This window comes from Paraburkholderia podalyriae (assembly GCF_014397785.1).
Classification (GTDB): Bacteria; Pseudomonadota; Gammaproteobacteria; order Burkholderiales; family Burkholderiaceae; genus Paraburkholderia; species Paraburkholderia podalyriae.
In genome coordinates this window covers 1-23,454 of the sequence record NZ_VZQQ01000021.1, presented here as the reverse complement: position 1 = coordinate 23,454, position 23,454 = coordinate 1, and the positions used below count along the sequence as shown (strand labels likewise).

Below are 23,454 nucleotides of genomic sequence, written 5' to 3'. Positions count from 1 at the left end.
CCGCCGCGCGGCGGGCTTCTTTAACCTCAGGGCGTGGAACGTCTTCTACGCGATGGCCGATTGAAGCGGCACCTCGACGAAGCTCCCACCAATGCCAGTGTGTACCGAGAAGACGGGTGGGCGACCATATGGCATCGGTACAAAGTGACCTGCATCGGCACCGGAAATTGATACGCGCAATCTGCTCCCCTTTTTCAACGTCCAGGCAACTGGGAGCAACGGGATAACGAAGTCGGTTGCAACTCCAACCTCAAGACGAGATGCATCAGCGCGGTGATATGAACGGAAAGGCCACGCAGTTACATATTCTGCGGGGGCTTCGGACGTTTTCCGGTGTATCGCGCGAAGCATTCCCTCCGTCATGTAGAAGACGTTCCCTTCGACGTCGACTTCAGACAGATAGACGAATATCGACGCGTCACCCTGGTCGACCGCCATTCGAAGGGTTGCCACTGCGTGTCCTGCGACGGACATCGGTTCAGCCACCGGCGCAGTTTCGTAATGCAACATCGCGGCGGAACAGTCAGACCAGTCGGGGTAATAGTCAACGATGGTCGCTGCGCCAAGGCAATCGTAACGCGTTTGCTTGCCACTCGATGTTTCGAAATCAACCTTGAAACTATCTATGGATTGTTCGGCCGAGGATTCGGTCAGTTTGCTTCCGGCGGACAGGTTGAATCGAGTGGGCTTTGAGACTGGAGGCCAAACCGCCGTCGCCTGCCACTGTTCAGCATGAACGTTGTAGTAGTGTATCGGCGCCTCAGCATCCAGACCTGCGTCCTCGCCCATCAAATACGTGTCGAAGAACCGGAGTAGCTCAGCGAGCAGATTGAACTGCGGAGCCTCTTGCTCTCGCCACGGTGAGACATTCGTACGGGCACCGTGGTCCCATGGGCCCAGAAGCAGTCGGTCCTTCGGGTTAGCGCGAGTCAGAAAACGCGTAATCGCGCCGTTGGCGTAGCCCGCGCCATCGAACCAGCCTGAAACAGAGTAAATGGGGACATCGGGTGAAATCTGGTCGAGGTAGTGATACGGGCTGCAAACGGCGAGGGTGAGCTCTGGGTCGTGAAGCATCCCCTCGTCTCTGAATGCAAACTCACCCGCTGCGTCCGTGAGAGAAAAGTTGCTGTGATGCTCATGGACAGCCGCGGCGAGCAGATTGCCGTCGGTATCTTCATCCACGCGGTGCGGGCCTTGCAGCCCGGGGTCCTCGTAGTACGAGATTTGACGGATAAGGTCGCGCCGGTCGTGGTCCATTGCCACCATGAGGGTGGAGTACGCCTGAGTCCAGACCTTCGAAACCAGGCCACCCGGATACAACTGCTCACTATAAATGTCCGAGACGCCGAATAGAGGCGCAATAGCTTTGACAGCCGGATGTCCTGTACTGGCAAGAAAGCAGGCGGCAGCGCCAACGTACGAGATGCCAGTCGACCCGATGACGCCGTTCGACCATGGTTGCTTGACGGTCCATTCTGCGACCTTACCGTAGTCATCGCGTTCCGTGGGAGAGCGAAGGGCATCGCGCGTTCCGAAGCTCGCGCCAGTGCCCCGGACATCGACGACAACGACGGCGTACCCTCGAGGCACGAAGAAATTCCGGTAACGGGCCGCGGCTGGCGCAGCCTCAGCAACATTGCCGTCTGTCTCGAAACGCCTGTAGTAAGGGGTAAAGATGAGCAGCGTCGGGAATTGCTCCGCTCGCGGACCTGCTTGAGGGATGTAAATGTCAGCCGCAATACGGCAGCCGTCACGCATGGTGATGTACTGCGATTCTGGTGCGGCTGGAAGCTGAAACTGCGCAGGCCTGCTTGAGAGGTATTGGCTCGGAGGCACGGTCCAGGCCGAGTTCTTGTCATCGCGGTCTGACATGATGGTGTGTTCCTTACTGGTGGTTCAGTTCAAGAGATTCGACGGAAGAAGGCTCAACGCAAAGAAAGGCAGGCAGTGCTGCCTGAGCCAGGCATCGTACGACCGGAATGTGCTCATCCCGGTAATAGCCGTCTTCGGTATGGAGGAGATTGACAGTAGCCAGTATCTTTCCCATCCAGATTACCGGGACGTTCAGGATGCTCGAACATCCGGTTGCAAGAATCGTCTCGGAGTCAGTGAAGTTAGCGACGATGTCATCCCGGTTGCGTCCGATGCATGGCTGTCCGGTGACGAGCACTTTCTGGAGCCTGGGAGCAGAGTCGATGCGCTTGATGCCGCCTGCTGCGTAAGAGGCGCGTAGGTTGCTGTATGCGCGTTTGACAATCCCTTCTTCGATGTGGACGGTCAGAACGGTAAGCAGCTTAGCATGAAGCGGCTCACAAGATTGTCTACGAGCGCTTTGGCGGTGCCGGTGACGCAGTAGTGTGGAAGAGCGACAGCTGGAATCCGGACGAGGTGGCGTGGCTCGGTCAGTTTCGTACTCGCACCTGCCCCGAGGTGATGCGTGCGGCGGCTTTGTCGTCGGGGATTCCCTTTCCGGACCTGCCCGCGAACTGGAAAGTGCTTTATGGCATCGCTGGCTTAGTCGCCGAGGAGGTTCTGGGCGGTGAGACGGACGATGCCGGCGTGATTGCCGACGCGGTGCGTTACAAAATCTCTAACGGCGAGGCATCGGCTACCGACCTGGCGGCCACGGGTATCACCGACATCGACGACTACCAACTTGATGATGATGTCGTCGAAGAGGCCGTGCGCATGCTGCGCCAAGAATGGACGGGCGTGAAGCAAGAGGTCGAATATCTAATCGAGTTCGCCGTAGCCGATACCTTCGAAAGTCGGCGACGTCTTTCCGTTTGGCCCGACCGAAATCAGCCCCTTCAGCTTCAAGGACCGTGTCGAAGCGGCAGCCAAAGCAGGTGGGATGGTATCGGTCTGATTCACTCGGACATCTACGCTAATGAACGCGGGTCCACTTCACCTGGAACCGGGTGGTCGTGAAACTACATACCGCCCACGTTAGGCACCAGGATTCATCTGTCCGATTCTGAACCCACCGTCGCAAAAAGCGCGTACCAACGCGACCCTGAACTGGTCGAGTCGTGGATGCGGGACGAATACCCGGCCATTGTCGGGCAGGCCCAACGCTGCGGGGCACAGATCGGTCGGGCCAGTATCGAATCAGGTGGCAAGGAAGGTGTCGCTTTCGTGCTCGATCTGACCGAGCGCAAGCGGGCGGCGGAAGAAGCCCGCGAAAGCGAGCGGCGCTACCGGGAGGTGCAGACGGAGCTGGCGCACGCGAACCGCGTCGCCACCATGGGCCAGCTCGCGGCCTCGATCGCCCATGAGGTCAACCAGCCGATCGCCGCGACGGTCACCAACGCCCAGGCTGGCCTGCGGTGGCTGAGCGCCCAGCCGCCTGACGTGGAGAAGGTCCGGCAGGGGCTCCGCCGGATCGTCGACGACGGCAGTCGGGCGGGGGACGTGATCAGCCGGATCCGTGCACTGATCAAGAAGGCACCACCCCAGAAGGAACCGGTGGACCTCAACATGGCGATTCGCGGGGTGCTCGAGCTAACCCGTGGCGCAGCAAACAAGAGCGACGCCTCGGTACAGACGCAACTCGCAGACGGCTTGCCTTTGATCGAGGGAGACCGTGTCGAACTGCAACAAGTCCTCCTCAACCTGGTTATCAACGCGATCGAGGCGATCAGCGGCGTCAGCGATGGCGCACGAGAATTAATAGTCACCACCGGGACAGCCGACGCTGACTGCGTGCTCGTGGCGGTGCGCGATTCGGGGCCGGGCTTTGCCGCGGACACCGCCGAACACATTTTCGCCCCGTTCTACACAACGAAGTCCGCCGGTTTGGGGATGGGACTGTCAATCTGCCGTTCGATCATCGAAGCACACGGCGGCCGATTATGGGCGAGCGCCAACGTGCCGCGCGGCGCTGTCTTTCAGTTCACGGTGCCGGTTTATCCAGAACTTTCATCGTGATTGCACGCAGCGCGAGCAATTTTCTGGCGGTTGCGGTCCGCGAGTCGGCTGAGCCGGCGATGCGGCAGCTAGGGTCAATCGGCCAGCGTCCGCTGTCTGGCTCGAAGCCGACGTTGCAATGTCCGCCGCGGCGCGCCTATGAGTGTCTCAAGATGGCCGATTGGATGAGGTCGCCAACGGCTGCTTAGTCGCCCCTTCAGCACTGCGCAGAGCCAGCTGCAGCAAGTGATCGGAAGAAGTTCGTTGACTGTCGAACTCCAAGAAGCAATATCGATCTGATTTTCTTTCCGGGAGTTTGCGAGCCTCGCCGATGAGCACGCCCGATTTTTTTCGCAGCCGTCTGGACGCGATGATTGATCTTCGTCACCCGCTGGCGGTGTTGGCCACGCGAATGCCGTGGGCGTCGATCGAAGCAACGCTGACCCCGGTGTTCGAGCGGCGTGCTCGCGAAGGGCGAGTCAGTGATGATGTCGATCTGTTCGGGAGTGCGGCGACGCTGGCGGGGGCTGGCCCGAGCGCGGCAGGCCGGCCGCGCCTGCCGGTTCGCCTGATGGTCGGCCTGCTCTACCTGAAGCACGCGTACAACGAAAGTGACGAGTCGGTATGCGAGCGTTGGGCGCAGGACGTGTACTTCCAGTTCTTCTGCGGCGAAGAGTACTTTCAGCCCCGCCTGCCGTGCGACCCAACCAACCTGGTGCGTTTCCGGCAAGCGCTGGGCGAAGCGGGTGTCGAGGAATTGCTGGCCACAACGATCGCCGCCGCCGTGCACATGAAGGCGGTAACACCCGCCGAATTCGAACGCGTGATTGTTGATACCACAGTCCAAGAGAAGGCGATCGCGTATCCGACCGACAGTCGCCTGCTTGATGTGGCGCGGGCCAAACTTGTGCAATTGGCGCAGCGCGCGGGTCTGAGTCTGAAGCAGACCTACGAACGCGAGGGCAAGCGTCTGCGTCGCCGTGCTGGCGGCTACGTGCACGCCAAACAATTCAAGCGCCTGCGTCGCGTGCTCAAACGACAGCGCACAGTGCTGGGACGACTGCTGCGAGACATCGAGCGCAAGTTGCCTGACGCCTCGGAGTCAGAGCAGGTCAAGCTTCGCGTCTGGCTGGAACGGGCGTGGCGAATCCGCCGCCAGCGCCCGAAGAACAAACTGTACGCATTGCATGCCCCGGAAATCGAGTGCATCGGGAAGGGCAAGGCGCGGCAGCCCTATGAGTTCGGCGTCAAGGTCAGCCTGGCAATCACAGAGAAGCAAGGCCTGATCGTCGGCGCACGGGCGTTCCCGGGCAACCCCTACGACGGCCACACCCTGGCTGAACAGCTCGAGCAGACATCGATCCTGTTGCAGGAGGTGCCGGGCGCACCCCGTGCGAAGACGGCGCTGGTCGATCTCGGGTTTCGCGGCGTCGATGCCGACGTGGCGCCGGTACAGGTCGTGCATCGCGGCAAGAGCAGGACGTTGTCGGCACCCCAGCGCCGCTGGCTCAAACGGCGTCAGGCCATCGAGCCGATCAACGGCCATGTCCAGCAGGATCACGGCATGCGACGCTGCTGGCTGAAGGGGCAAACTGGCGACGCCCTGCATGCGGTGCTGTGCGCCGTCGGCTAACCTGCGCTGGCTGCTGCGCGCCATCGCTCGGCTCGGCATCAAGCCTGCCTTTTTTGTTCTCATGGTTCTGCGCCTGTTCGTCGACTTCACGTCGATAACGTTGCTTTCACGCTCCGCACGCGGCTTCCTTCAACTCGCTAAATGAATTTTGCAGGTCCGACTACCGTCAATCACGCGCCAGTCAGCCAGCCCGAAGATGAACGTATGGCCGGGCGTGCCGGATCGCCGCTGCCGGCTGACGCCTGCCGCCACGAAGTGACCTCACCGCGATATTCGAAGATCCGCTGGCCGGCGGGAATCGCCTGTAGCGCGAACACGCCGCGGCCATGCACCGATGATTTCCTGACTGTCACGCGCCGCACTTCTCACTCCGGGTCTATGTTGGAGGGTGGGAGCATATCGACCAGCCGCTTGCGCGGCAACCGCTACCGACGCCTCAGAACAGGCTGATCTGCCGGGAGTCTCGCGGCGGAGGCCGGGACACGTAGGTCCCGCCGTTTTGCCGATGTAGATTGCTCCTTTTTCCGATTCGCTGTAGCCGCGCCAGCATCAGGCACGCGCCTGCGCCATCGCTGAAGCGCAACTCGAACACGCCAGTTTCGCCAGATGGACATGGCGCCGTCGCGCGGAACGACAGGCGCAGACCCCGCCGTTTCGCGCGGGCCATCATCTGCGTGCGGCTCATGCCCTGCCAGCAATCCGACACGAAGCGCGTCACGGTCGCGGGCAGGGACTCATGCGCGACACCCTGTGGGAGCGTCAGCCCAGTGAGCAGGTAGAGGTCAGCCATGCAGCCGGTTTCCTTAAACGACGGTCACATTCTGCGTTTATACCGCTTTCTTGCGACGCCTGGCTGGGCTGGCGGTCGGTACGACCCGGGGCGAACGGGTCGAACGTGATGTCTTCCGGACGGCAGCAGGGACAGCGGACTGCCTGTCTTGGGTAGGGGTAAGGATTCGTACGGAAATGCGTATCATCGCCCCGTGAGCCTTTACAGGAGCGGACTCAGAACCTGATCCCGTAATCTATCGGCACGGGTGCGCGGTCTTTCAACTCGAACAGCCCAAAACGATTGAGGTGGTGAGTCCGGTAGGGACTGAATGCCGCGAGCAGTTCCGGCGTTAGCTGCATCCCCTCGCGTTCCAGCTCCTTCAATGCAAGCGTGATCGTGTGGCAATTATGGAAGATCACGAGGTTCGCGATCAGATGGTTGTACTTGATGATCTTCAGTTGATCGTCGCGTACGTTCTCCGCGATGATGTCGGAACCGAAATACGCCCATTGCGCAAACTTGTTGAAGCCTTCGCATTTGTTCTGGGCCGCCTGAGTGACACGACGCAGGTCTTCGTCGCTGATGTACTCGAGCAGAAATATCGTACGCACCACCCGCCCCAGTTCCCGGAATGCAAAGTAGAGCTTGTTTTTCCGGCTCGCCGTACCGAGCTTGCGCAGGATGGTCGACGGCGAGATTCGCCCGGCGCGAATCGACTGCGCGACCTGCAGCATATCCGGCAGGTGGCAGGCGATCAGATCCCAGTCGACAGCCTCTTTCGTGAACAGGCTGTCGATGTGCTGATACGCTTCGCCGGGCAGGGGGCGAAACCACTTTAGATCTTTCCAGTTACGGATGCGTGGCATCAGTTGGATGCCGAGCAGAAAGGCCAGTCCATAAACTGTCGCACTCTGCGCCTGCGTGTCGCCATGCAGCATATCAGGCTGGATGTCGGAGTCGTTTTTTGTCAGGCCGTCGAGAATATGGATTGCCTCCCACACTCCGCAGGGATGAAGTGCGAGAACAACGCGATGTAGACATCGCTCACATGGTAATAGGCGATGCCGCCGTAACCGCCGTAGCGGATGTGCCGTTCCGACAGCAGATTATTTTCGTAGAGATTCCATTGCGTGCCGTCGGCTGCCGCGTGCTTCGGATCGGGCTCTGTCGCAGTAAGGTCAATGGGTCAAGCAGCGGTGATATGCGGAGGATTGCTTATGAAACGAGCGAGTAGAACTGCTGTGCGGGAGACAGCGGAGTCTCGCCCCGACATTTCATCTGCCCTTTCTTGAGCATGTGCATTAATTCGACGCCACTGAGAATGACGCGCGCGCAGTGGAAATCCTTGAAGCCCAGCATCGGTCGGGTGATGCGTTTGATGGCCCGATGGTCCTGCTCGACCACGTTATTCAGGTACTTGACTTGACGAATCGTGATGGGCGTCTCTCGCTCGGCGTTCACCGCGTGCAACGCAGCCAGATTAGAGCCGCTTTTATCGATGGTTACCGTCTCGGGTACACCGTTCTGAGCGATCGACTTTTCAAAGAAGCGCCGCGCTGCCACCTTGTCGCGCTTGGCTCTGAACAGGAAATCGATGGTTTGGCCCGCCTTGTCCACTGCCCGGTAGAGGTACTTCCACTGGCCTTTGACTTTGATATACGTTTCGTCCATCCGCCAGCTCTTGCCTACCGGCTGCTTGTGCTTACGGAACGTCTTCTCGAACAGCGGCACCAACTTGATCACCCAACGATGCACCGTGGAATGATCAACCTCAATACCGCGCTCGGCCATCATTTCTTCGAGATTACGCAAACTCAGTGAGTAGGCGACGTACCACCGCACGCATAGCAACATCACATCGAGCGGATAGTGAAGGCGCTTTAGCACTCGGGTGATGCCCGCAGCAAGCGTCTTTCGCGGTGTTTGGGTCTTCTTCATCGGCCAGCCAAAGCATATTTGTCAGGCTCGAATACTACCTCTCCCGTCTTAACGCGACAAAACCCGTTCGGCCGGGCAGTCCTGCAATCCAATAGCGGAAGATGACGTCTTTGACTCCTGGAACGAACGCAGAGGACAAACTCGCCCAAGAGATGCGCTTTGCGCTGCGCTGGACGTTCGATTGTTCGAAATATGGCCAGAAGTCCCAGACGTCGTCGGCATAACGGGATACCGCTAGGGTTTTCCCATTCTCGGTTACCACTGAGACGTTATCGAGTTCGCCAATTCCCGCGTCCGGGCCGAATTTGGAACCGCTCTGCAATGAATGAAGAGGGCTACTCTTACTCAACTCGCACTCCGTGCTCAATGGGACTGGCCCAGAAGGGATGGCGCCGTTTTTTCGTCCTAGCCGCAGCTGCGGCCGCTTTCTTCGGATCGAACCGGTCCGATACGAGAGCGTCGATGAGTCGAACGATCCAAGCAAAGTGCTCGACCCACTTTGTCGAGCCGACTCTGTCCTTTTCTTCGAGCAGAAACTCACGGAAGCTCAGAAGCCTGTACAGGTCCCCGCCTGACAGTCGCCAAAGTCGATTTTCGAGTGTTTTACGAAACCGTGTCGGATTGACGCGAAGCGCCTTGTCGTCGTCACCGCGAAGGCCGTGGCGTGATACCAGGCGACTTGCGCCACGATACAAATCGGACGTAACGAGAACGCGTATCTCACCTTTTGATATGCTGCTCTCGCTACGGTAGAGCCAAAGTCTATTTCGCAGTCGATCGGACGCCTCGTTGGCAAGGCCTTCGGTTCTCTTCATAACGATACCGAGTAGCGCTACCGCATCGCTCGAGATACTAGTCTGCGCAGCTTTCGCTTCTATCGGGGCATGGAGCACGGAATGCGAACGCCACTTTGTATGAACCAGCATTCGCATGTTGGATCGCAAAGGATGACTCTTCACGCAATCTCTAGTCAATTCGATGAGCGGAACAGTGTTCAATCCGGTACGAAGGCACAGCGCGAGCGCGTAGATCACAAGCGCCTCACTTTCCGAACCAACGAAATCGCCCTTTTGAACTGCTATCAACTCACGTTTCAGCGCGTCTACCAATCGCTTACGTTCCGTCATTGTGAACGGAGTCACTCCTTCGACCTGCGCCGACGCTTTGGGATACGGGTTTGGAGGAAAAATAGAGGGATCGGACGAGACCAGTTGGAGGCGAATCATCTCGGACAGAACGCTTTTCGTCGCCGCGTAGACATTTCGTTGCGCGGTGTACCGAAGGGATCGCTCCGTCGCCAGCCATTTGATGAATCCTTGCATGAGGCGACTGTTTAGCTCGCCGGATGTGGGCCGGACTTCGACTGTTTCGAGATAGTCGAAGAAGTAGGTTAGTCCCGCGGTACAGTAGCTCACGATCGACGAGACGCGGAGTGCGCGGGATGCGAGCATCGTGCGCACCGTCAGGATGCTGGCGACAACCACCTCGTCGAAGCCTTTATTGAACGGCTCTGGTGCAAATAGCGCGGGAGCGAATCGGTTAAGGTGTCGGGCTGAACGAAATTGAGAGTCGACGATGAGCAAGCTGAAGAGCCTGGACGAACTGTTCGCAGGCCGTCACTTTGACCGCGATGTGATCATTCTGTGTGTTCGCTGGTACCTGCGCTACAAGCTTAGCCTGCGCGATCTGGTCGAAATGATGGCGGAACGGGGTCCGTCGCTGGCGCACACCACGATCTTGCGCTGGGTGCGGCGCTATGCGCCGGAGTTCGTTAAACGGTGGAACCGCTTTGGCAGGCCCACTGGCCAGTCGTGGCGCGTCGACGAGACTTACCTCAAACTGCGCGGCAAGTGGGTCTATCTTTATCGAGCGGTGGATCGGATGGGCCAGACAGTAGACTTCATGCTCAGCGCCAGGCGCGACGTGAAGGCGGCAAAAGCCTTTTTCAGGAAGGCAATCGAACATCAAGGACAGCCACCGAAGACCATCACGCTTGATGGTTATGCAGCCTCGCATCGCGCTGCGCGCGAAATGCAGGCCGATGGCTTGCTGCCTGAGGACACGACGGTCCGATCCTCGAAATATCTCAACAATCTGGTCGAGCAGGATCACCGCAATATCAAGTCCCGGACGACAGTCATGCTCGGCTTCAAACGTTTCAGGAACGCAGCGATCACTCTCTCAGGTATTGAGTTGGTCCATCGTATTCGCAAGGGTCAATTCAGCCTCGCGAAGCTCGGCCTCAAAGATACCGCTGCGCCCGCAGTCTGGAAGGCCGTCCTGTCTGCTTGATGAGGTATCCTTTCTATAGTAAAAATATCCTTCAGATTGTCTATTTGCACCAGAGCCCGTTGCTTTACAGGTCGAGCTTAACCAGATCGCGACTGGAAAATGCCGACACTGACTCAATACCGCGCTATGTTTTGTTCCCCGCGTGCGTATTCGCCCGACGGCGTCGTTGACGCGTCCAACGCCAGTATCGCCTCATTTATAATCACACGGTCAGCAAACCAATGATCGCATGGAGCCCTACTATATGAGTCAACCCCGCGGACGATATGCGGGACCTCGGGACAGCGGCCAGCGCCAACCTCGTCACGAGAAGCGATCTCCGTCCAGCCGGCAGAGACCACCGTACGTGAATGCACCAGCCCGTGACACCGCCCAGACTGCCTCCATTTTCAAGACGCGATCGTTCCAGTTTCTGGTCGATACGGTGGGTGCTGAGAATATCGCCCTGGGACTTGGATCGAACATGGCGCGGGTGGCCGAACTGATGAAGGGCGAGAGATTCACGCCCGAGACCGCCTTTCACATGGAAACCACGCTTGGGTTGCCTCACGGTTTCTTTGACCAGCCCAATCCTGCGCTCGCGGCCGAAACCATCGCCCGCCTGAAATCACCGCTCGATTTCGTCCAGACCGACGACGAACCAGACGTAGTATCGGAAACACCCATGCCGCCTTCCGTCCTGGACGGCGGCCAGCAACGATATCCTGAAGACAGTTTGTCCGGGGAAGCGCAGATGCCGAAGAAAACAGCGGGCGGGTCGCCCAGGGCCGTCAGGAACAGTCGAAGCCAGATGGCCGAACAGCCCACTCCTCCTGCGCCGCGAAAAGGCGCGCCCTCGAAAGACAGGACATCGCCTGCAACAGTCCAACAGCAGGCGCTGGCACTAAACGACAGCGGCGACGTAGAAAAAATTCGGCGCGCGAATCTCCACGTTCTCACGGGTCGCAAGGGATCGAAAGCAAGACTGGGTGTCGTCATGGCGATGAGCGGATCCAACATGGCCCATCGGCTGTATGGCAAGAAACGGCTGGATAGTGTCGAAGCAAACCGCTTCACCGAGCGACTTGGTCTGCCAGCTGGCTGGCTGGACACGCCGCGCTCGGAAGCCGGGATCCCGGCGGCTGTGTCGCATTTGCTTATGCCCGCTTCGCGCGGCCGTGCATCCGTCGAACAACACGAGCCGCTCGCGGCCGCAACGAAAGATGGTGTGTCAGTGAAACCCGCCGATGCGAAGGCGCACACGGGGCGCGCGCGGGCGGGCGTCCTGACCGGCCCGGAAAGCCCGTCACCTGTTTCGACGGATCTCGCAGAAGAGAAACAAACGGTCGTCGTCCGCCAGGATGATCATGTCAGTGATGCCCCTGACGTGCGCGCGGGTCGCTCACCAGAACAAGGGGATGGCGGCGAAGCGTCGGCAGCCACACCGGCACTCCCTGAGGCGCTTCCGGCCGCTGCAATCCCGCAGCAATCCCCCGTGTCGCTCCCCGCTTCCGTGACCAGCCTGGACAATCTTCACGGTATCGCGCCCATTGCGGAAGCGTTGCTCAAGACGCTGGCAGGCAAGGCACGCACGGGTCGACTGGACGAACTGAAGGCGCTGGAGCTTTTGCAGCAGGCAGTCCTCCTGTGAGTCGGTGGTGGTGCGACGACCTGTTCTGCAATGACGCATGAAGCGCATCGGGTAGCCTGGCCCCGGTGCGCGCGAAGCATCGCCCTGCCCTCTGACCCGCGGTGAGATCCCGTCCTCCTCGACAACGCAACGCGCCGACGCCCGCGTTTGTGGCTCAACGATCGAGAAATTGCCGCAGCTTGTCGGCCCGACTCGGGTGCATCAGTTTTCGCATCGCCTTGCTTTCGATCTGCCGGATCCGTTCCCGCGTCAGGTCAAACTGTTTGCCCAGTTCCTCGAGCGTATACTCGGACGCGGTATCGATCCCGAAACGCATCCGCAGCACCTTCGCCTCACGCGGCGACAGCGCATCGAGCGCCTCATCGATCGCGGCGCGCAGGTTCGCCTGCACGGCGGCATCCGCGGGCGATGCCGCCATCGGATCTTCAATCATGTCGCCCAGCGTCGCGTCGGCGTCCTCGCCCACCGGCGTCTCGAGCGAAACGGGTTGCCTCGCGACCTTCAACATGCCGCGAACCTTCTCTTCCGGCAATTCCATGCGCTGCGCCAGTGCCGCAGGATGAGCCTCCTGCCCGGTCTGCTGCAGGATCTCGCGGGAAATCCGGTTGAGCTTGTTGATCGACTCGATCATATGCACTGGCACGCGGATCGTGCGTGCCTGATCCGCAAGCGACCGCGTGACAGCTTGCCGCACCCACCACGTTGCATAGGTCGAAAACTTCCAGCCGCGCCGATATTCGAATTTGTCGACGGCTTTCATCAGGCCAATATTGCCTTCCTGGATCAGATCCAGAAAATGCATGCCGCGGTTTACGTACTTCTTCGCAATGGAGATCACGAGGCGCAGGTTGGCCTCGATCATCTCGCGCTTCGCCTGCCGCATTTTCGACTCGGCCGCCATCATCTGCCGGTTGATCTTCTTCAACTGTTGCAACGGCAGTCCGGCGTTCGCTTCGATATCGATCAGCTTCTGCTGTTCGGCCTGAATCGCGGGCAGACTGCGTTCGAGCGCGGCGCCATACTCGCGCGACCCCGCGGCCGTGCGTTCGGTCCATCCCGGATCGGTTTCGTGCCCCGGAAACGACTCGACGAACTTCTCGCGGGGCATCCCGCACCGGTCGACGGCAATCTGCAGAATACGTCGCTCCACCGCGCGCACCTGCGCGACCTGTTGCTGCACGTCGGTACACAGCCGGTCGATGGTTCGCGCCGTGAAACGGATGGGCGCCAGTTCGCGCTGGATCGCTTCGCCTGTCTGTGTGAAGGTCGTGCGACCCCTGCCTTGCGCGGCATCGGCACGCGCAAGCTGATCGAACAGTTCGCGCACTCGCGCAAATATCTCGAGGCTATCGCTCGTGAGCTGTTTCAGCCGCGCTGCGTTCGCCTTCGCGCGATCTTCGTCTCCCGTCCCGCTGCCTTCATCGCTGTCTTCATCGCTGTCTTCATCGCCGTCATCGTCGGTGTCCGCGTCGATGTCGGCGTCGATGTCGTTTGTGTCAGCAGAGTCCGGGGCCGAATGTCCGGCCGCTGCGGAGTCTTCATTGAGACCGTCGACCAGTTCGTCGATGCGCAGGTCACCGGCCTCGATCTGCTCCACGCTCGCAAGGATCGTGGAAACAGTCGCCGGGCAGGCTGCAATCGCCTGGATCATTTCATGAAGGCCGTCTTCGATGCGCTTCGCGATCTCAACCTCGCGCGCGCGAGTCAGCAATCCCGTCGCGCCCATTTCACGCATGTACATCCGCACCGGATCGGTCGTACGCCCGAATTCGGAATCGACCGTCGAAAGCGCGACTTCCGCTTCCTCGTCGGCCTGGTCGTCCGACACGGCTGCCGGCGCGGTGTCATTCAACAACAGCGTCTCCGCGTTAGGCGCCTGCTCGTAGACCGCTACGCCCATGTCATTAAAGGTGCTGACAATGGTTTCGATGGCAGCGGTGTGCGCGAAATTGTCCGGCAAATGATCGTTGATTTCGGCGTGCGTCAGGTAGCCGCGCGCCTTCCCCAACTGGATGAGTGCGCGCATCTGGCGCTGCCGCTCTTCGTCCTGCAACGCCGTGGACACTGCGTTCATCGGGAGCAGGGCTGCGGTAGCCTTGCCCTTCGATGCGTGGCGTCCCGCAGCCTTCGGCGCGGATGCAGCTGTGTCTAGCCCCGGATGCTCCCGATCAAAACGTGCCATACATTCTCCCCTGAACAGATTTGCCCGGCGATGGCCAGACCAGCGGCCAGCCGAATCGCGGCGAGCGCGCGACGACATTCACGGCTGCGGGCGGGCATGAGTTGCAGATCGCAACGAGCAATGGACGCGGCCTGCTTGGATAAGCTGGCCGGTTGGAATAGCGCGAGAAAACAGCGCATGGAAAGTACACCTCAATTGTAACAGAAATTGCTGCATTGCACCAACAGGCCGAGTCGCCCGATTGAACAGGCCAGGCGCACCCTAGAAAGGGTTGAAGCTTTCCTCGCCGTACTGCGCTCATACGGTTCGGCGCAACGTCGGCGTTGATATCGTGATGCCTCGCCTGCGCATCCTGATCAACGGTAGACCGTGGCTTAATGGTCGGGAAAATGCCTTGGCCTGCCTGTCGGCTCGACCCGGGTGCATCAGTTTCCCATCGCCCTCCCTCCGATCTGCCGGATCCGTTCGCGTGTCAGGTCGAACTGTGTGCGCAGGCTCCCACGAGCGGATAGTCGGAGGCGGTATTGATCCCGGACCGCATCCGTCGCACCTCCGCTCACGCGGCGGCAGCGCATCGGGCGCCTCATCGATCGCGACAGGTAGGGAAAGCATGCGCACCGCACTCCGGGGTGAAGACGACCCTGGATGATCAGTTATCCTGACTTGATCTCTACCATCTGTTTGCGACCGCTGGCAGAGTCTGCTATGCCATTCCGTCCGGATCGACGTCCGGAACAGGCGAACTTGCAGTGCCGGCGAGGAATTGCCTAAGGCGGCGTTCTGCGCTGGTTATCTTGTGCAGGGGTACGGTGGCGAGCTGCGCATCGTGCAACGCCAGCAGGCTCTCGAAAACGGGAACAGCATCTTCCCCTAGCACCCATCTGTCTGCAGCATGGGCCAGTTCGAGCGCTGCTTCCACGGCGTATTCCGCCGCCTTGAAGCGTCCTGCCGGTTCGCTTCCATAACCGTCCTGCTGGAGAAACCATGCGAGGTACACGGTTCGCATCAGCTCGTTAAACAGATGCCCGTTGCCATGACCGTCGCGGCAGGCAACGAGGGCAAGATGGGACGCCAACGATTGCTTCTGCACCGACGCCTGGTCCATCGGCAATAACATCGCTTTTGTGAGGGGCTTTCGTGGCCGAGAAACACCTGCCCCGCCTCGCCTGGAACTCATGTTGTCTGAAAATGTATGTGTGACAGTGCGACTATTTTAACGAGGTCTTCGCCGCGAATGGCGATTCTGGCGTCGCGAGCCCCTCCCCGTCCATCGTCTTTGTGCGACAGTCCGTGTTACTGGAGCAGACCTGATCCGGCGGACGACGCTGGCGTGGCGACGGGACAGAAGCGACGGCGCAGCGCACGCCCGTGTAATCCAGCCGTGAGAAAATCCGCGGACACCTCGAACGGGCTTCCCGTGGGCCTGCGTCGGCGGGCACACACGACGTGGCCCATGGCAGCGTCTTTGAATCGGAGAAAGGATGACCACAGTAGTCCGGTACGGCCTGTTGCTTCTGGCGATCGCTTTTCCCGCTTTTCCCACGTTTGCCGGCGCCCGCTACGTGGAAGTGTGGAATCCGCCTGAGGCACGAGGCGACACGCAGCGGGTACAACCGGTGCGCAACGCACCGAAGCGTCGACGCGCGAGTATGCGCACCGGGCGTAGCCAGTTGCAGCACCGCATCGTTGCGGCTGCGCCCGGCCCAAAGGCATCAGTCGCCGCGGTCGGGCACCGTACGGGAGAACCACGCTATGACGACATTCCCCGCCAGATCACGCCCGAGGGCAATGTACTTCGCGTAGGTGGGCGTCACGCAGAGGTCGAGGTCGAACGCTGATGCAAAGCGAGCAATATAAGGGCTACATGCTGTGGGGCCATGCCATTCTGCAGCAGAAGGAAATCCTGCACTCCGAACGCTACGCCGCAAGCGGCACAATCACGAAAGTCAACAGGGTCATTGAGGCTTCCGGTGTACTCGGCGAATTTGACACTGAGGAAGAAGCGGAACGGGCAGGTATTCAATGGGCACGGGCGTGGGTGGACAGTTCGGATTGATGCCTTCGTCGTTGTTTTATCTGAACTGCGTTTGCCCGTCGTCAATTTCGTCATTTCAGGCCCTCCGCCACGACCGCCAGATACCCGGGCAACAGGGTGGTGGTTCATCGTTCAGTAGGCGGCCCGCTGTCGGGTATTTCGGGATCAGCAGGCGGTTCGGCGTCCTGGCCTTGGGTGGGCGGATCGCTACGGACCGGTAGTTGCGTATTCCGTACTGCGTTGCGCAGCTCGTCGCGCTCCAATGCGTCACGCTTACACTGCACGACGTGACGTTTCCGCACTTCGGCATCGAGTTCGGCAAGCCGGACCTGGCGGATGCTCTCCAGCTCAGGCTGCTCGAATACGATACGCATGCGGGTGTCAGCTGCCACGCGCGCCGCGGCGGCCTGGAATGCTTCGGGGCCGGAGAGCGACAATGTCGAACCGAACTTCTGTTGCGCGAAACGCAGCGCCAGCTCGATCGCTTCGGGCTCGCTGTCCCACAACCGCAGCGTGCGGCCTTCATCGACGAGGAATGCCACACCGTCCTTGCGGTAGTCGACCTCGCCGCTGGCTTGTACCTCGTACGTGATCGATGGCCCGCGATAGATGATCTCATTGTGACCAGGCCCGACCGGTTGCTTCGCGCCATCAGATGGCCGATTGATGTTCACAGCGCGCTCGTCGTCGGCGCGCTTCGCACTCAGACGGAGCTCCTGCATGCGTCGCAACTCGCGCAATGCCCGCTCGTCACCACTCTGCGCACGCTCCTGCAGGAAGTCGCGATACTGGTCCGTGATTGGCCGGCGTCCTGCGCCCTTGAGGGCGTCACGCTCCCTCACGATCCGGTCACGCAGCGCAGCCTCGCCCTCGAGTCGCGCCACGCGCGCGGCCGACAGTTGCTCACGCCGCTCCTTGGCGGAGAGATCCTTGCGATCCGCAACGGTGCTACGTGCGCGGTAGAAAGCGGCCTTGATCGTGCCGCGCCGGTCCTTCTCGAGCCGCGTCTGTTCATCCCACGCGCGGCGCAGGCCGTCGCGATTAGCTGCGCGCCATTGCTGGAACTCGGCCCACAGGTCCCGTTCGGGTGTGTGGCGCGGCGCATGGCCAGCGCTAAGTCCGACCTGCGCCCGGTACGTCTCGCGAAGCAGCTGCGCGGCTTCCGTCCACGGCAGATTCATTTCTTTGGTCAGGAAATCAGACACGTTCAGATTGCGCGAGCCCGCCCTGATCCGGTCACTGCCATCGGCACCCTTGCCAATGCTGTACTTGCTGACAATCACTCCGTGTGAGTACGCGAGTGCGGCGAGCAACCGGCTGGCATCGAGCGTCGCTCGGATCTCTGCGAACTCCGTCCGCTCGCGCGAGCGACGGACACTGCGTGACTCCGCAAGATCACGCGCGAACTGGTCCCGAACCGTATCCGCTTCCCGGCCGGTCGCCGCCCGCGCGCGCGAGTTGAACGGGTCTGCCAGAGCCTCGGCGCCAGTACCGGACGATGCGAAAGGAAGCGACCCAATCGCATCGAACGACTGGACGTCCGCCAGGCTGCGGATCTCATCTCGCGGACCGAAATCCGCTGGCAGTCGACCGCCGCCCAACGCGGGATTCAGACCAAATGGTTCGCTCCCCGGTGCGGGGCCGCCAAACGGTCCACCGGCGCGCGTGAACTTGTCCGCGGCTGTCGCTGCAAGCCGTGCCCGACCCGCACTGTCCGCAGCGTCCCATGAACCATACATGCGAGCCGCGATTGCATCGAGCAGAGGGTTACTGCCTGGATCTTCTAGCTGTTCTCCACCCGCTCGCTCGCGATCGCCAGTCCATCGCAGTTGGTCAATTCGGTCGGCTTGGTGGTTTCCCAGCTCCAGTAATGCATCAGCCGGCAGAAGCATTTGACGTCGCGCGGCGTCGCCATCCACACCGCGGCCGGGCACACCTCGCACACGGTGTGGGGATCGGGACGACGCACTGGATCGATCGAAGTGAGTGTCAAGGTCGTGATCCGCTCCCCTTCTCCACTTTCGCCACCGGCCCCGGCGGTCGTGTTCCGCGAGCGGCGGCTCGTGCCACCGCTGTTCCCAATCTCGCCAGTCTCCTGGTCCACTACTGCTTCGTCCTGTTCGCTCATCAAATCCTCCTGCTGCGTCATGGAACCGCTGTTCGCGATGGTCGAGGATGCGTCGCTGCTCAGTCGGCGACGCGGCCTGATACGTCTTGTAGAAGCTGCTACCGCTATTGAGATACTTGATCTCTCGCGCGCGCATATCGCTCCACTCGAAAAGCGCATCGAGATAATGCTGGGGTGTCGCGCGCGGAATCTCCGTCTCGATGTACTCTGCATGGACGTTCCGATCAAGCGCTTCACGCTTGCCGTCGGCATCGAGTTCGATGAAATCGCGCGAGAACACGAATTCCTTCAGGTTCACGCCCTTCGCCGCACCCGCTGGCTTGACGTTTTCATATTCGCTGTCGCGACCAGCGTTACGTGTGCGGGTCTCGCCAAATTCGGTGAGCATCACCCGGAAATCCTCGTAACGGGTGACGTCACGCGAAATCAGTGCCTCGAGGATCACGGACTTCAGCTCGCGATTCATCGGCTCGAATACGTCGCCCTTGTACCGGCTGATCATTTCCGACGCATCGGTGAACTGCACGCGCCGGTTCTCTTTCGGACTCGCCAGCCCGTATTTCGCGTTGATGTGCTCCTGGAACGCTTCGAGGAACCGGTGATGCCGGTCGACCTTGCCAAACGGCTCCAGCCGCCGTCCCGTTCGCAGGTTCACTTCAGGGATCACCACGTGAAGATGGACCTTGCGTTCGACAAGCTCGCCACTGCGTCGGTCCGCGTAGCTTTTGAGCCGCGGGACATGCGCCTCAGCATAGAAGTTGTATTCGTCCGGCCGGTAGGCAGCAAACGCGAACGCTTCAAACTCACGCACAATCTCCTCGAGCACTTCGCGTGAGACCTCGTCCTCCTTGAACGACAGCGTGACGTTGATGTAGCGCTCCGCCTGCGTGTCCATCGACTGGATGATGTCGTTGGTCAACGCCAGATCCCCCGCGAGAATCACCCGTTCATCCATCTCGTCGCGCTCAAACTCACGGTCCTGCTTCTGGCCCTGTTCCAGATAGGCCTTGATGCCGTCGTGATAGCCGCGTATCCGGATTAACATCGTTCATCGTCCCTGGTTTCCGATCCGCGTGCGGGCCGAACAGCGCGACGGAGCGACATCGAATGCGTGATGGGTGACGAACATGCCGTCGTCTTCCTGCTCGACATCCCGTTTCGTGCCCTGCATGACGACAGTTGCCTGATAGGGATGATCGATTCCCATGTGCGTTGTATCCGGTCAGTCCACTTTCCCGAGCGTGCTTTTCAGATAGCGCGAGATCATCTGCAGTTCCGTGAGCATTTGCTCGTAGGTCGCTTCCGACAGCTCACCGCTCAGGTGTCCCGAATTCGCGCGAAGGGCGATCTGGTTCAGGTTGTTGCTGGTCTTGTTGAAGATGTACAGGAGCCGCTTGCGGTCCGCGCTGGCAACGGGCCGGGCGATCACCTGCGTCCGGTTCGTCAGCACGGCATGCCTGAAAAATTCAGACTGCGTCAGCCCGCTTCGGTTCACCTTTTCAAGATAGACCGCGCGGTCCGCATCCGATAGCCGGAAGGCAATTGGTTTGCCAAGTCCTGCTCCGTCGTTGCTCTTCCTTGGCGGCATCGTCACAACCCCGCTGGATGCGTGCAGTCGGCCGACTGGCCTGGCAGATCGAATCGTGTCGGATCACCGTCGATCGGATGGGCACGGAACCAATGCGCTTCGCATTCGCGCAGTGCATACATCGCCTGGTCGCCCGTCATGGGGTGCGTATAAGCCGCCCACAGCAGGTACCGCCAGCGCCTGTCGTGCTCAAACGCTCGCGGCCTCATCACAAGCTGGATCACCCACTCACTGGTCGGAATCATGACTGCACCTCCGTATTCATTACGCATACCATGCAGTGCTGAATGTCGGCAGCGAAGCTGCCGACCAGGATGACGCGGCAGTAGATCGCGTCGGGGTTTCAAAGGGGCCTCGCCCCTTTGGCACGAGATATTTTACGAAGCGCGTAGCGATGCGTAAACATATCCGACGTGCCTCGATTCGCAAATCTACAGCAAACACTGTAGCACCCATATAGCAGGTTTCAATCATTAATTTGCATAACTAAAGCTTTATTGAAGCTTTATTCACCACGCATTTTTGACTATTTAGCACTTTTATAGCACTATCAAACGGCGTTGACTCTTCGCAGACCTCGCCATGCCGCTCACTGACCTCACCACCGTCGCCGAAGACCTGCGCGATGCGCCCGCCACCAGCACCACCCGCTCTGAAACCGCGCAGCTTGCCGATCTGATCGAACAGATCGATGCGGCCATGGCGCGCGGAGTGTCCAGGCGCGAACTCCACGCCCGTTTGCAAAAGCGCGGCCTCACCATGAGTCTCGCGGTTTTCGACAACGCCCTGCATCGCATCCGCAAACGCATGGGCCGACGCGCACCCAACCGCACACGCACGCCCATCAGCCATCCTGCATCGCCCGCACTCATCCCTGCACCCGCCGCCCCTGTCAGGCAGATAGCACCCGCGTCGCACGCGTACACGCCTTCCGCTTCCCCACCTCGCGCGGGCATCAGGACGCTCGACGAACTCGCTGCCGAAAACCCGCACCTCTCGCGCATGCAGTTGATCAAACTCGAAGCGCAGCAATACGACCCGCCGCTGCTTTCCAGCACTGGACTCGATGAAATAGCACGCAAATACGGCAGCCCGCGCAGACGCTGAGGCGTGCCGCACCGTCGATTGCGCCCGGTCGGGCGCGCGGCGCGCGCAACACCCACATTTGTGCACGCGGGCCAACCAGCGTTGCAGAGGAGCCTGGTCGACCTGGCGTGCGGTCGCGGCTCATCTTTTCTCCCCTTCCATAGCAAAAAGCCGCCGGGGTGAAGGACCCCAACGGCTTCTACTGGCTCATCTCTCCGTCGTTCACGCGTCTACCGCGTCCTCCTCCGCCTCATCGGTGCCACTATCGGCGTCGACCTCGTCACCGGGATCTTCGTCTTCAGCGTCGTCATAACCGTAGATTCGATGTTCCGGCACCTCGCGGTTACGCAGCACTTCGGGCAGCCAACCCGACTCCGACAGCCGAAGCTGCGCAGTCGCTGCAGCGCCGCCCTTCTTCATGCCGCGTAGCTCCGCTGCAGCTTCCGGTGACAGGGCATCGCTGATCACCTCTTCGATGCGCGCCTTCGGTACGTGATCGAAGTAGCTGGCACGCGTAGGCTTCCAGTAATACGCCATGTCCGTTTCCAGCACATTTGTAACCTCGTTGATGGCGTGGGCACTGTCCGTCCCGCTGATACCGTCGAGCGTCGCCGCTACGCAGAATGCAAACAGCCGGGAGATGACGTCCGCCTCCTGCTGCAGCAGCCACGCCAGTAACCCATCGCGACGCTTCGGCAGCACCCCCGCCCATTTCGCACGTTCGCCCTCAAGCATCTTCCAGGCGACGCTCTCTGCCATGTCGTCGGCGTTCGACACCAGCGCATCTCGTGACGTGTGCGCGTCGATCCGGATCGCGTGCTCCGCAAATTGTCGCGAATAGACTTCCCCGAACACGACTGGAACCATGCGAGTCATCAGCGCAGCCATCGCCACGCTGGGCCGCGTCATCAGTTCCGCCTGCACCGCAGCCGTCCGGTGCGCCGTGAGCCGCTTGCACAGCTTTTCGCCGTGCAGCGGCTTTGGCTTCGCCGCCGCACTACGGCTCGCCGATGCGCCATCGGTCCGCGAGCCACCGTCGGACTGCCTTCTCGCATCGTCGTGGCGCACAAGTCCGCGCTCGACGCATACCTGCCCGTCCTCATCAAGATAGACGAGAACGCCCGCGCGCTTCATGTCGTCCGCGTCGAACGCTTCGAACCGCACCGCGTATTGGTCCACGGCGTATGAGGCCGCTGTCACTGCCGCGTCAAGCCGGTCATACCGGTCTTCGTCTACTTCACGATCCTCATCGTAGTACGCGTCAAGTTCGGCTTGCGCCGTGTCGCGCACGCTCACCAGCGCGTCAAGCTCCGCTTGCTCCTCCGTGGTCGGCTTGCGCATGGTCGAGTGCACCCGGCCATACTGCATGATCTCCATCAAGTCGCCGCGCGTCCTCGTTTCTACGAATTGCCAGCCCTCTTTCGCAATGGTTTGGGATAGCTCGACGAGCCGATCCGTCGCGAGCCGATGCAGCAGTTCAGAATCCTCGATATAGCCTGCATTCTGGTCGTCACTGAACAGATCTCGTCGAACGTGGCCACCCGCCGCCTCATAGGCGTCCAGTCCGACGAACTTCGCCAGGGCGCTCTCGCGCGCGTCGATTTCCGCCTTCGTGAGCGCCGCGCGCAACTCTGACGGCCGGCGCTGCCAGGCGTTGGGCGCCTCGTTCCACACGCGTTCCTGCGTCGCGTGATCGTCGGCCAGCGCCAACGCTTTGGCCTGCTCGTAATCGAGACTGTCATCTCGCAGCATCTCCAGCATGGCGGGCGACAGGTTGGCAATCTTGAGCGCACGCCGCACGACCATCTCGGACACCTTGAAAACCGCTGCCACGTGGGTCACGCTTTTACCCTCATCGACCAGCAGACGGAAAGCGACCGCTTCATCTGCGACGTGCATGTCCTCTCTTTCCCTGTTCTCGATCAGCGATGCGGCAACGGCTTCGCCTTCGCTCACAACCAGCACCGGCACCTGGTAATCCTTCGTAATACGGCCCTGGGAAAACAGCAGATCGAGCGCGGCGAGCCGCCGCTGCCCCGCGCAAACGCCAAGTTTCGGCATTTTCCCGCGCCCTTTGATCTCGTGCACAACGAGGTTTATCTGCATGTGTACCGGCTCCGGTTGTTTGGACACGCTCTTGCAACTCAGGCGGCCAGCTTCATCAGCCGTTCCTGACGGGCTTCGAGGGGTGATTTGAAGCCCAGCTTTTCAAGGCGCCAGTTGCGATTGTATCGATCCCTGAACGCGATGGCGGCAGCGCG

Annotated in this window: 18 protein-coding genes and 3 pseudogenes; 8 read left to right on the top strand and 13 right to left on the bottom strand. The window is 60.5% G+C overall.

Translation table 11 applies throughout. From position 1 onward, the window contains the following. Positions 1–45 precede the first annotated feature (45 nt). Positions 46–1,872 carry a CocE/NonD family hydrolase gene (locus tag F6X42_RS23525; protein WP_187636496.1) on the bottom strand — a complete coding sequence of 609 codons (1,827 nt, stop codon included), beginning with the start codon at positions 1,870–1,872 and terminating at the stop codon, positions 46–48. 483 nt (positions 1,873–2,355) lie between these two features. Between F6X42_RS23525 and F6X42_RS44165 the strand changes: the two genes are divergently transcribed. From F6X42_RS44165 to F6X42_RS23510, 3 genes and pseudogenes are all read left to right on the top strand, one after another. Further along, positions 2,356–2,931, top strand: a complete 576-nt coding sequence (locus F6X42_RS44165) for a hypothetical protein (RefSeq protein ID WP_187636578.1) — start codon at positions 2,356–2,358, stop codon at positions 2,929–2,931. A gap of 105 nt (positions 2,932–3,036) precedes the next feature. Further along, positions 3,037–3,930, top strand: coding sequence for a sensor histidine kinase (locus tag F6X42_RS23515; RefSeq protein WP_376776408.1), 894 nt, complete (start codon positions 3,037–3,039; stop codon positions 3,928–3,930). 310 nt (positions 3,931–4,240) lie between these two features. Next, positions 4,241–5,687, top strand: a pseudogene (locus tag F6X42_RS23510) (IS5 family transposase). Positions 5,688–5,698: 11 nt separating this feature from the next. Here F6X42_RS23510 and F6X42_RS23505 read toward each other — a convergent pair. The 5 genes and pseudogenes from F6X42_RS23505 to F6X42_RS23485 all read right to left on the bottom strand — a co-directional run. Beyond that, positions 5,699–5,904, bottom strand: a pseudogene (locus tag F6X42_RS23505) (SET domain-containing protein-lysine N-methyltransferase); the annotation flags it as partial. A gap of 74 nt (positions 5,905–5,978) precedes the next feature. After that, positions 5,979–6,332, bottom strand: a complete 354-nt coding sequence (locus tag F6X42_RS23500) for a hypothetical protein (RefSeq protein WP_187636495.1) — start codon at positions 6,330–6,332, stop codon at positions 5,979–5,981. A gap of 215 nt (positions 6,333–6,547) precedes the next feature. Then, positions 6,548–7,467 (bottom strand): annotated as a pseudogene (locus F6X42_RS23495) (Tn3 family transposase); the annotation flags it as partial. A gap of 62 nt (positions 7,468–7,529) precedes the next feature. Beyond that, positions 7,530–8,252: an IS6 family transposase gene (locus F6X42_RS23490; protein ID WP_187636494.1), complete on the bottom strand. Its 723-nt coding sequence runs from the start codon at positions 8,250–8,252 to the stop codon at positions 7,530–7,532. A 341-nt stretch (positions 8,253–8,593) separates the two neighbouring features. After that, complete coding sequence (locus F6X42_RS23485; protein ID WP_187636493.1) at positions 8,594–9,835, bottom strand: hypothetical protein; 1,242 nt, start codon at positions 9,833–9,835, stop codon at positions 8,594–8,596. A gap of 1 nt (position 9,836) precedes the next feature. On the opposite strand from F6X42_RS23485, the gene F6X42_RS23480 reads away from it, so the two are divergent. Beyond that, positions 9,837–10,544, top strand: coding sequence for an IS6 family transposase (locus tag F6X42_RS23480; protein WP_376776411.1), 708 nt, complete (start codon positions 9,837–9,839; stop codon positions 10,542–10,544). A 244-nt stretch (positions 10,545–10,788) separates the two neighbouring features. Then, positions 10,789–12,174: a hypothetical protein gene (locus F6X42_RS23475; RefSeq protein WP_187636574.1), complete on the top strand. Its 1,386-nt coding sequence runs from the start codon at positions 10,789–10,791 to the stop codon at positions 12,172–12,174. Between the two features lie 154 nt (positions 12,175–12,328). On the opposite strand, the gene rpoD is transcribed toward F6X42_RS23475, so the two are convergent. Continuing rightward, entirely contained in the window at positions 12,329–14,356 is a 2,028-nt protein-coding gene (gene rpoD / locus F6X42_RS23470) for an RNA polymerase sigma factor RpoD (RefSeq protein ID WP_187636491.1), read from the bottom strand. 703 nt (positions 14,357–15,059) lie between these two features. After that, positions 15,060–15,461 (bottom strand): hypothetical protein, encoded by a 402-nt coding sequence (locus F6X42_RS23465; RefSeq protein WP_187636490.1) that lies wholly within the window; start codon positions 15,459–15,461, stop codon positions 15,060–15,062. 376 nt (positions 15,462–15,837) lie between these two features. Between F6X42_RS23465 and F6X42_RS23460 the strand changes: the two genes are divergently transcribed. Both F6X42_RS23460 and F6X42_RS23455 read left to right on the top strand, forming a co-directional pair. Then, entirely contained in the window at positions 15,838–16,194 is a 357-nt protein-coding gene (locus F6X42_RS23460) for a hypothetical protein (RefSeq protein ID WP_187636489.1), read from the top strand. After that, positions 16,194–16,412 carry a DUF6566 family protein gene (locus F6X42_RS23455; RefSeq protein WP_187636488.1) on the top strand — a complete coding sequence of 73 codons (219 nt, stop codon included), beginning with the start codon at positions 16,194–16,196 and terminating at the stop codon, positions 16,410–16,412. The genes F6X42_RS23460 and F6X42_RS23455 overlap by 1 nt, the downstream gene beginning before the upstream one ends. A gap of 104 nt (positions 16,413–16,516) precedes the next feature. Here the strand turns inward: F6X42_RS23455 and F6X42_RS23450 are convergent, their stop codons facing one another. The 4 genes from F6X42_RS23450 to F6X42_RS23435 are packed head-to-tail and all read right to left on the bottom strand — an operon-like array spanning position 16,517 to position 20,352. Further along, positions 16,517–19,564, bottom strand: a complete 3,048-nt coding sequence (locus F6X42_RS23450) for an LPD7 domain-containing protein (RefSeq protein ID WP_187636487.1) — start codon at positions 19,562–19,564, stop codon at positions 16,517–16,519. A gap of 3 nt (positions 19,565–19,567) precedes the next feature. Next, on the bottom strand, positions 19,568–19,726 hold the full coding sequence (locus F6X42_RS23445) for a hypothetical protein (RefSeq protein ID WP_187636486.1): 159 nt from the start codon (positions 19,724–19,726) through the stop codon (positions 19,568–19,570). Between the two features lie 15 nt (positions 19,727–19,741). Beyond that, positions 19,742–20,107, bottom strand: coding sequence for a plasmid mobilization protein (locus F6X42_RS23440; RefSeq protein ID WP_187636485.1), 366 nt, complete (start codon positions 20,105–20,107; stop codon positions 19,742–19,744). Positions 20,108–20,109: 2 nt separating this feature from the next. Then, on the bottom strand, positions 20,110–20,352 hold the full coding sequence (locus F6X42_RS23435; protein ID WP_187636484.1) for a hypothetical protein: 243 nt from the start codon (positions 20,350–20,352) through the stop codon (positions 20,110–20,112). 337 nt (positions 20,353–20,689) lie between these two features. Between F6X42_RS23435 and F6X42_RS23430 the strand changes: the two genes are divergently transcribed. Next, positions 20,690–21,214 carry a hypothetical protein gene (locus tag F6X42_RS23430; RefSeq protein ID WP_246530191.1) on the top strand — a complete coding sequence of 175 codons (525 nt, stop codon included), beginning with the start codon at positions 20,690–20,692 and terminating at the stop codon, positions 21,212–21,214. Positions 21,215–21,415: 201 nt separating this feature from the next. On the opposite strand, the gene F6X42_RS23425 is transcribed toward F6X42_RS23430, so the two are convergent. After that, positions 21,416–23,254, bottom strand: coding sequence for a ParB/RepB/Spo0J family partition protein (locus F6X42_RS23425; RefSeq protein ID WP_187636483.1), 1,839 nt, complete (start codon positions 23,252–23,254; stop codon positions 21,416–21,418). Positions 23,255–23,454 lie beyond the last annotated feature (200 nt).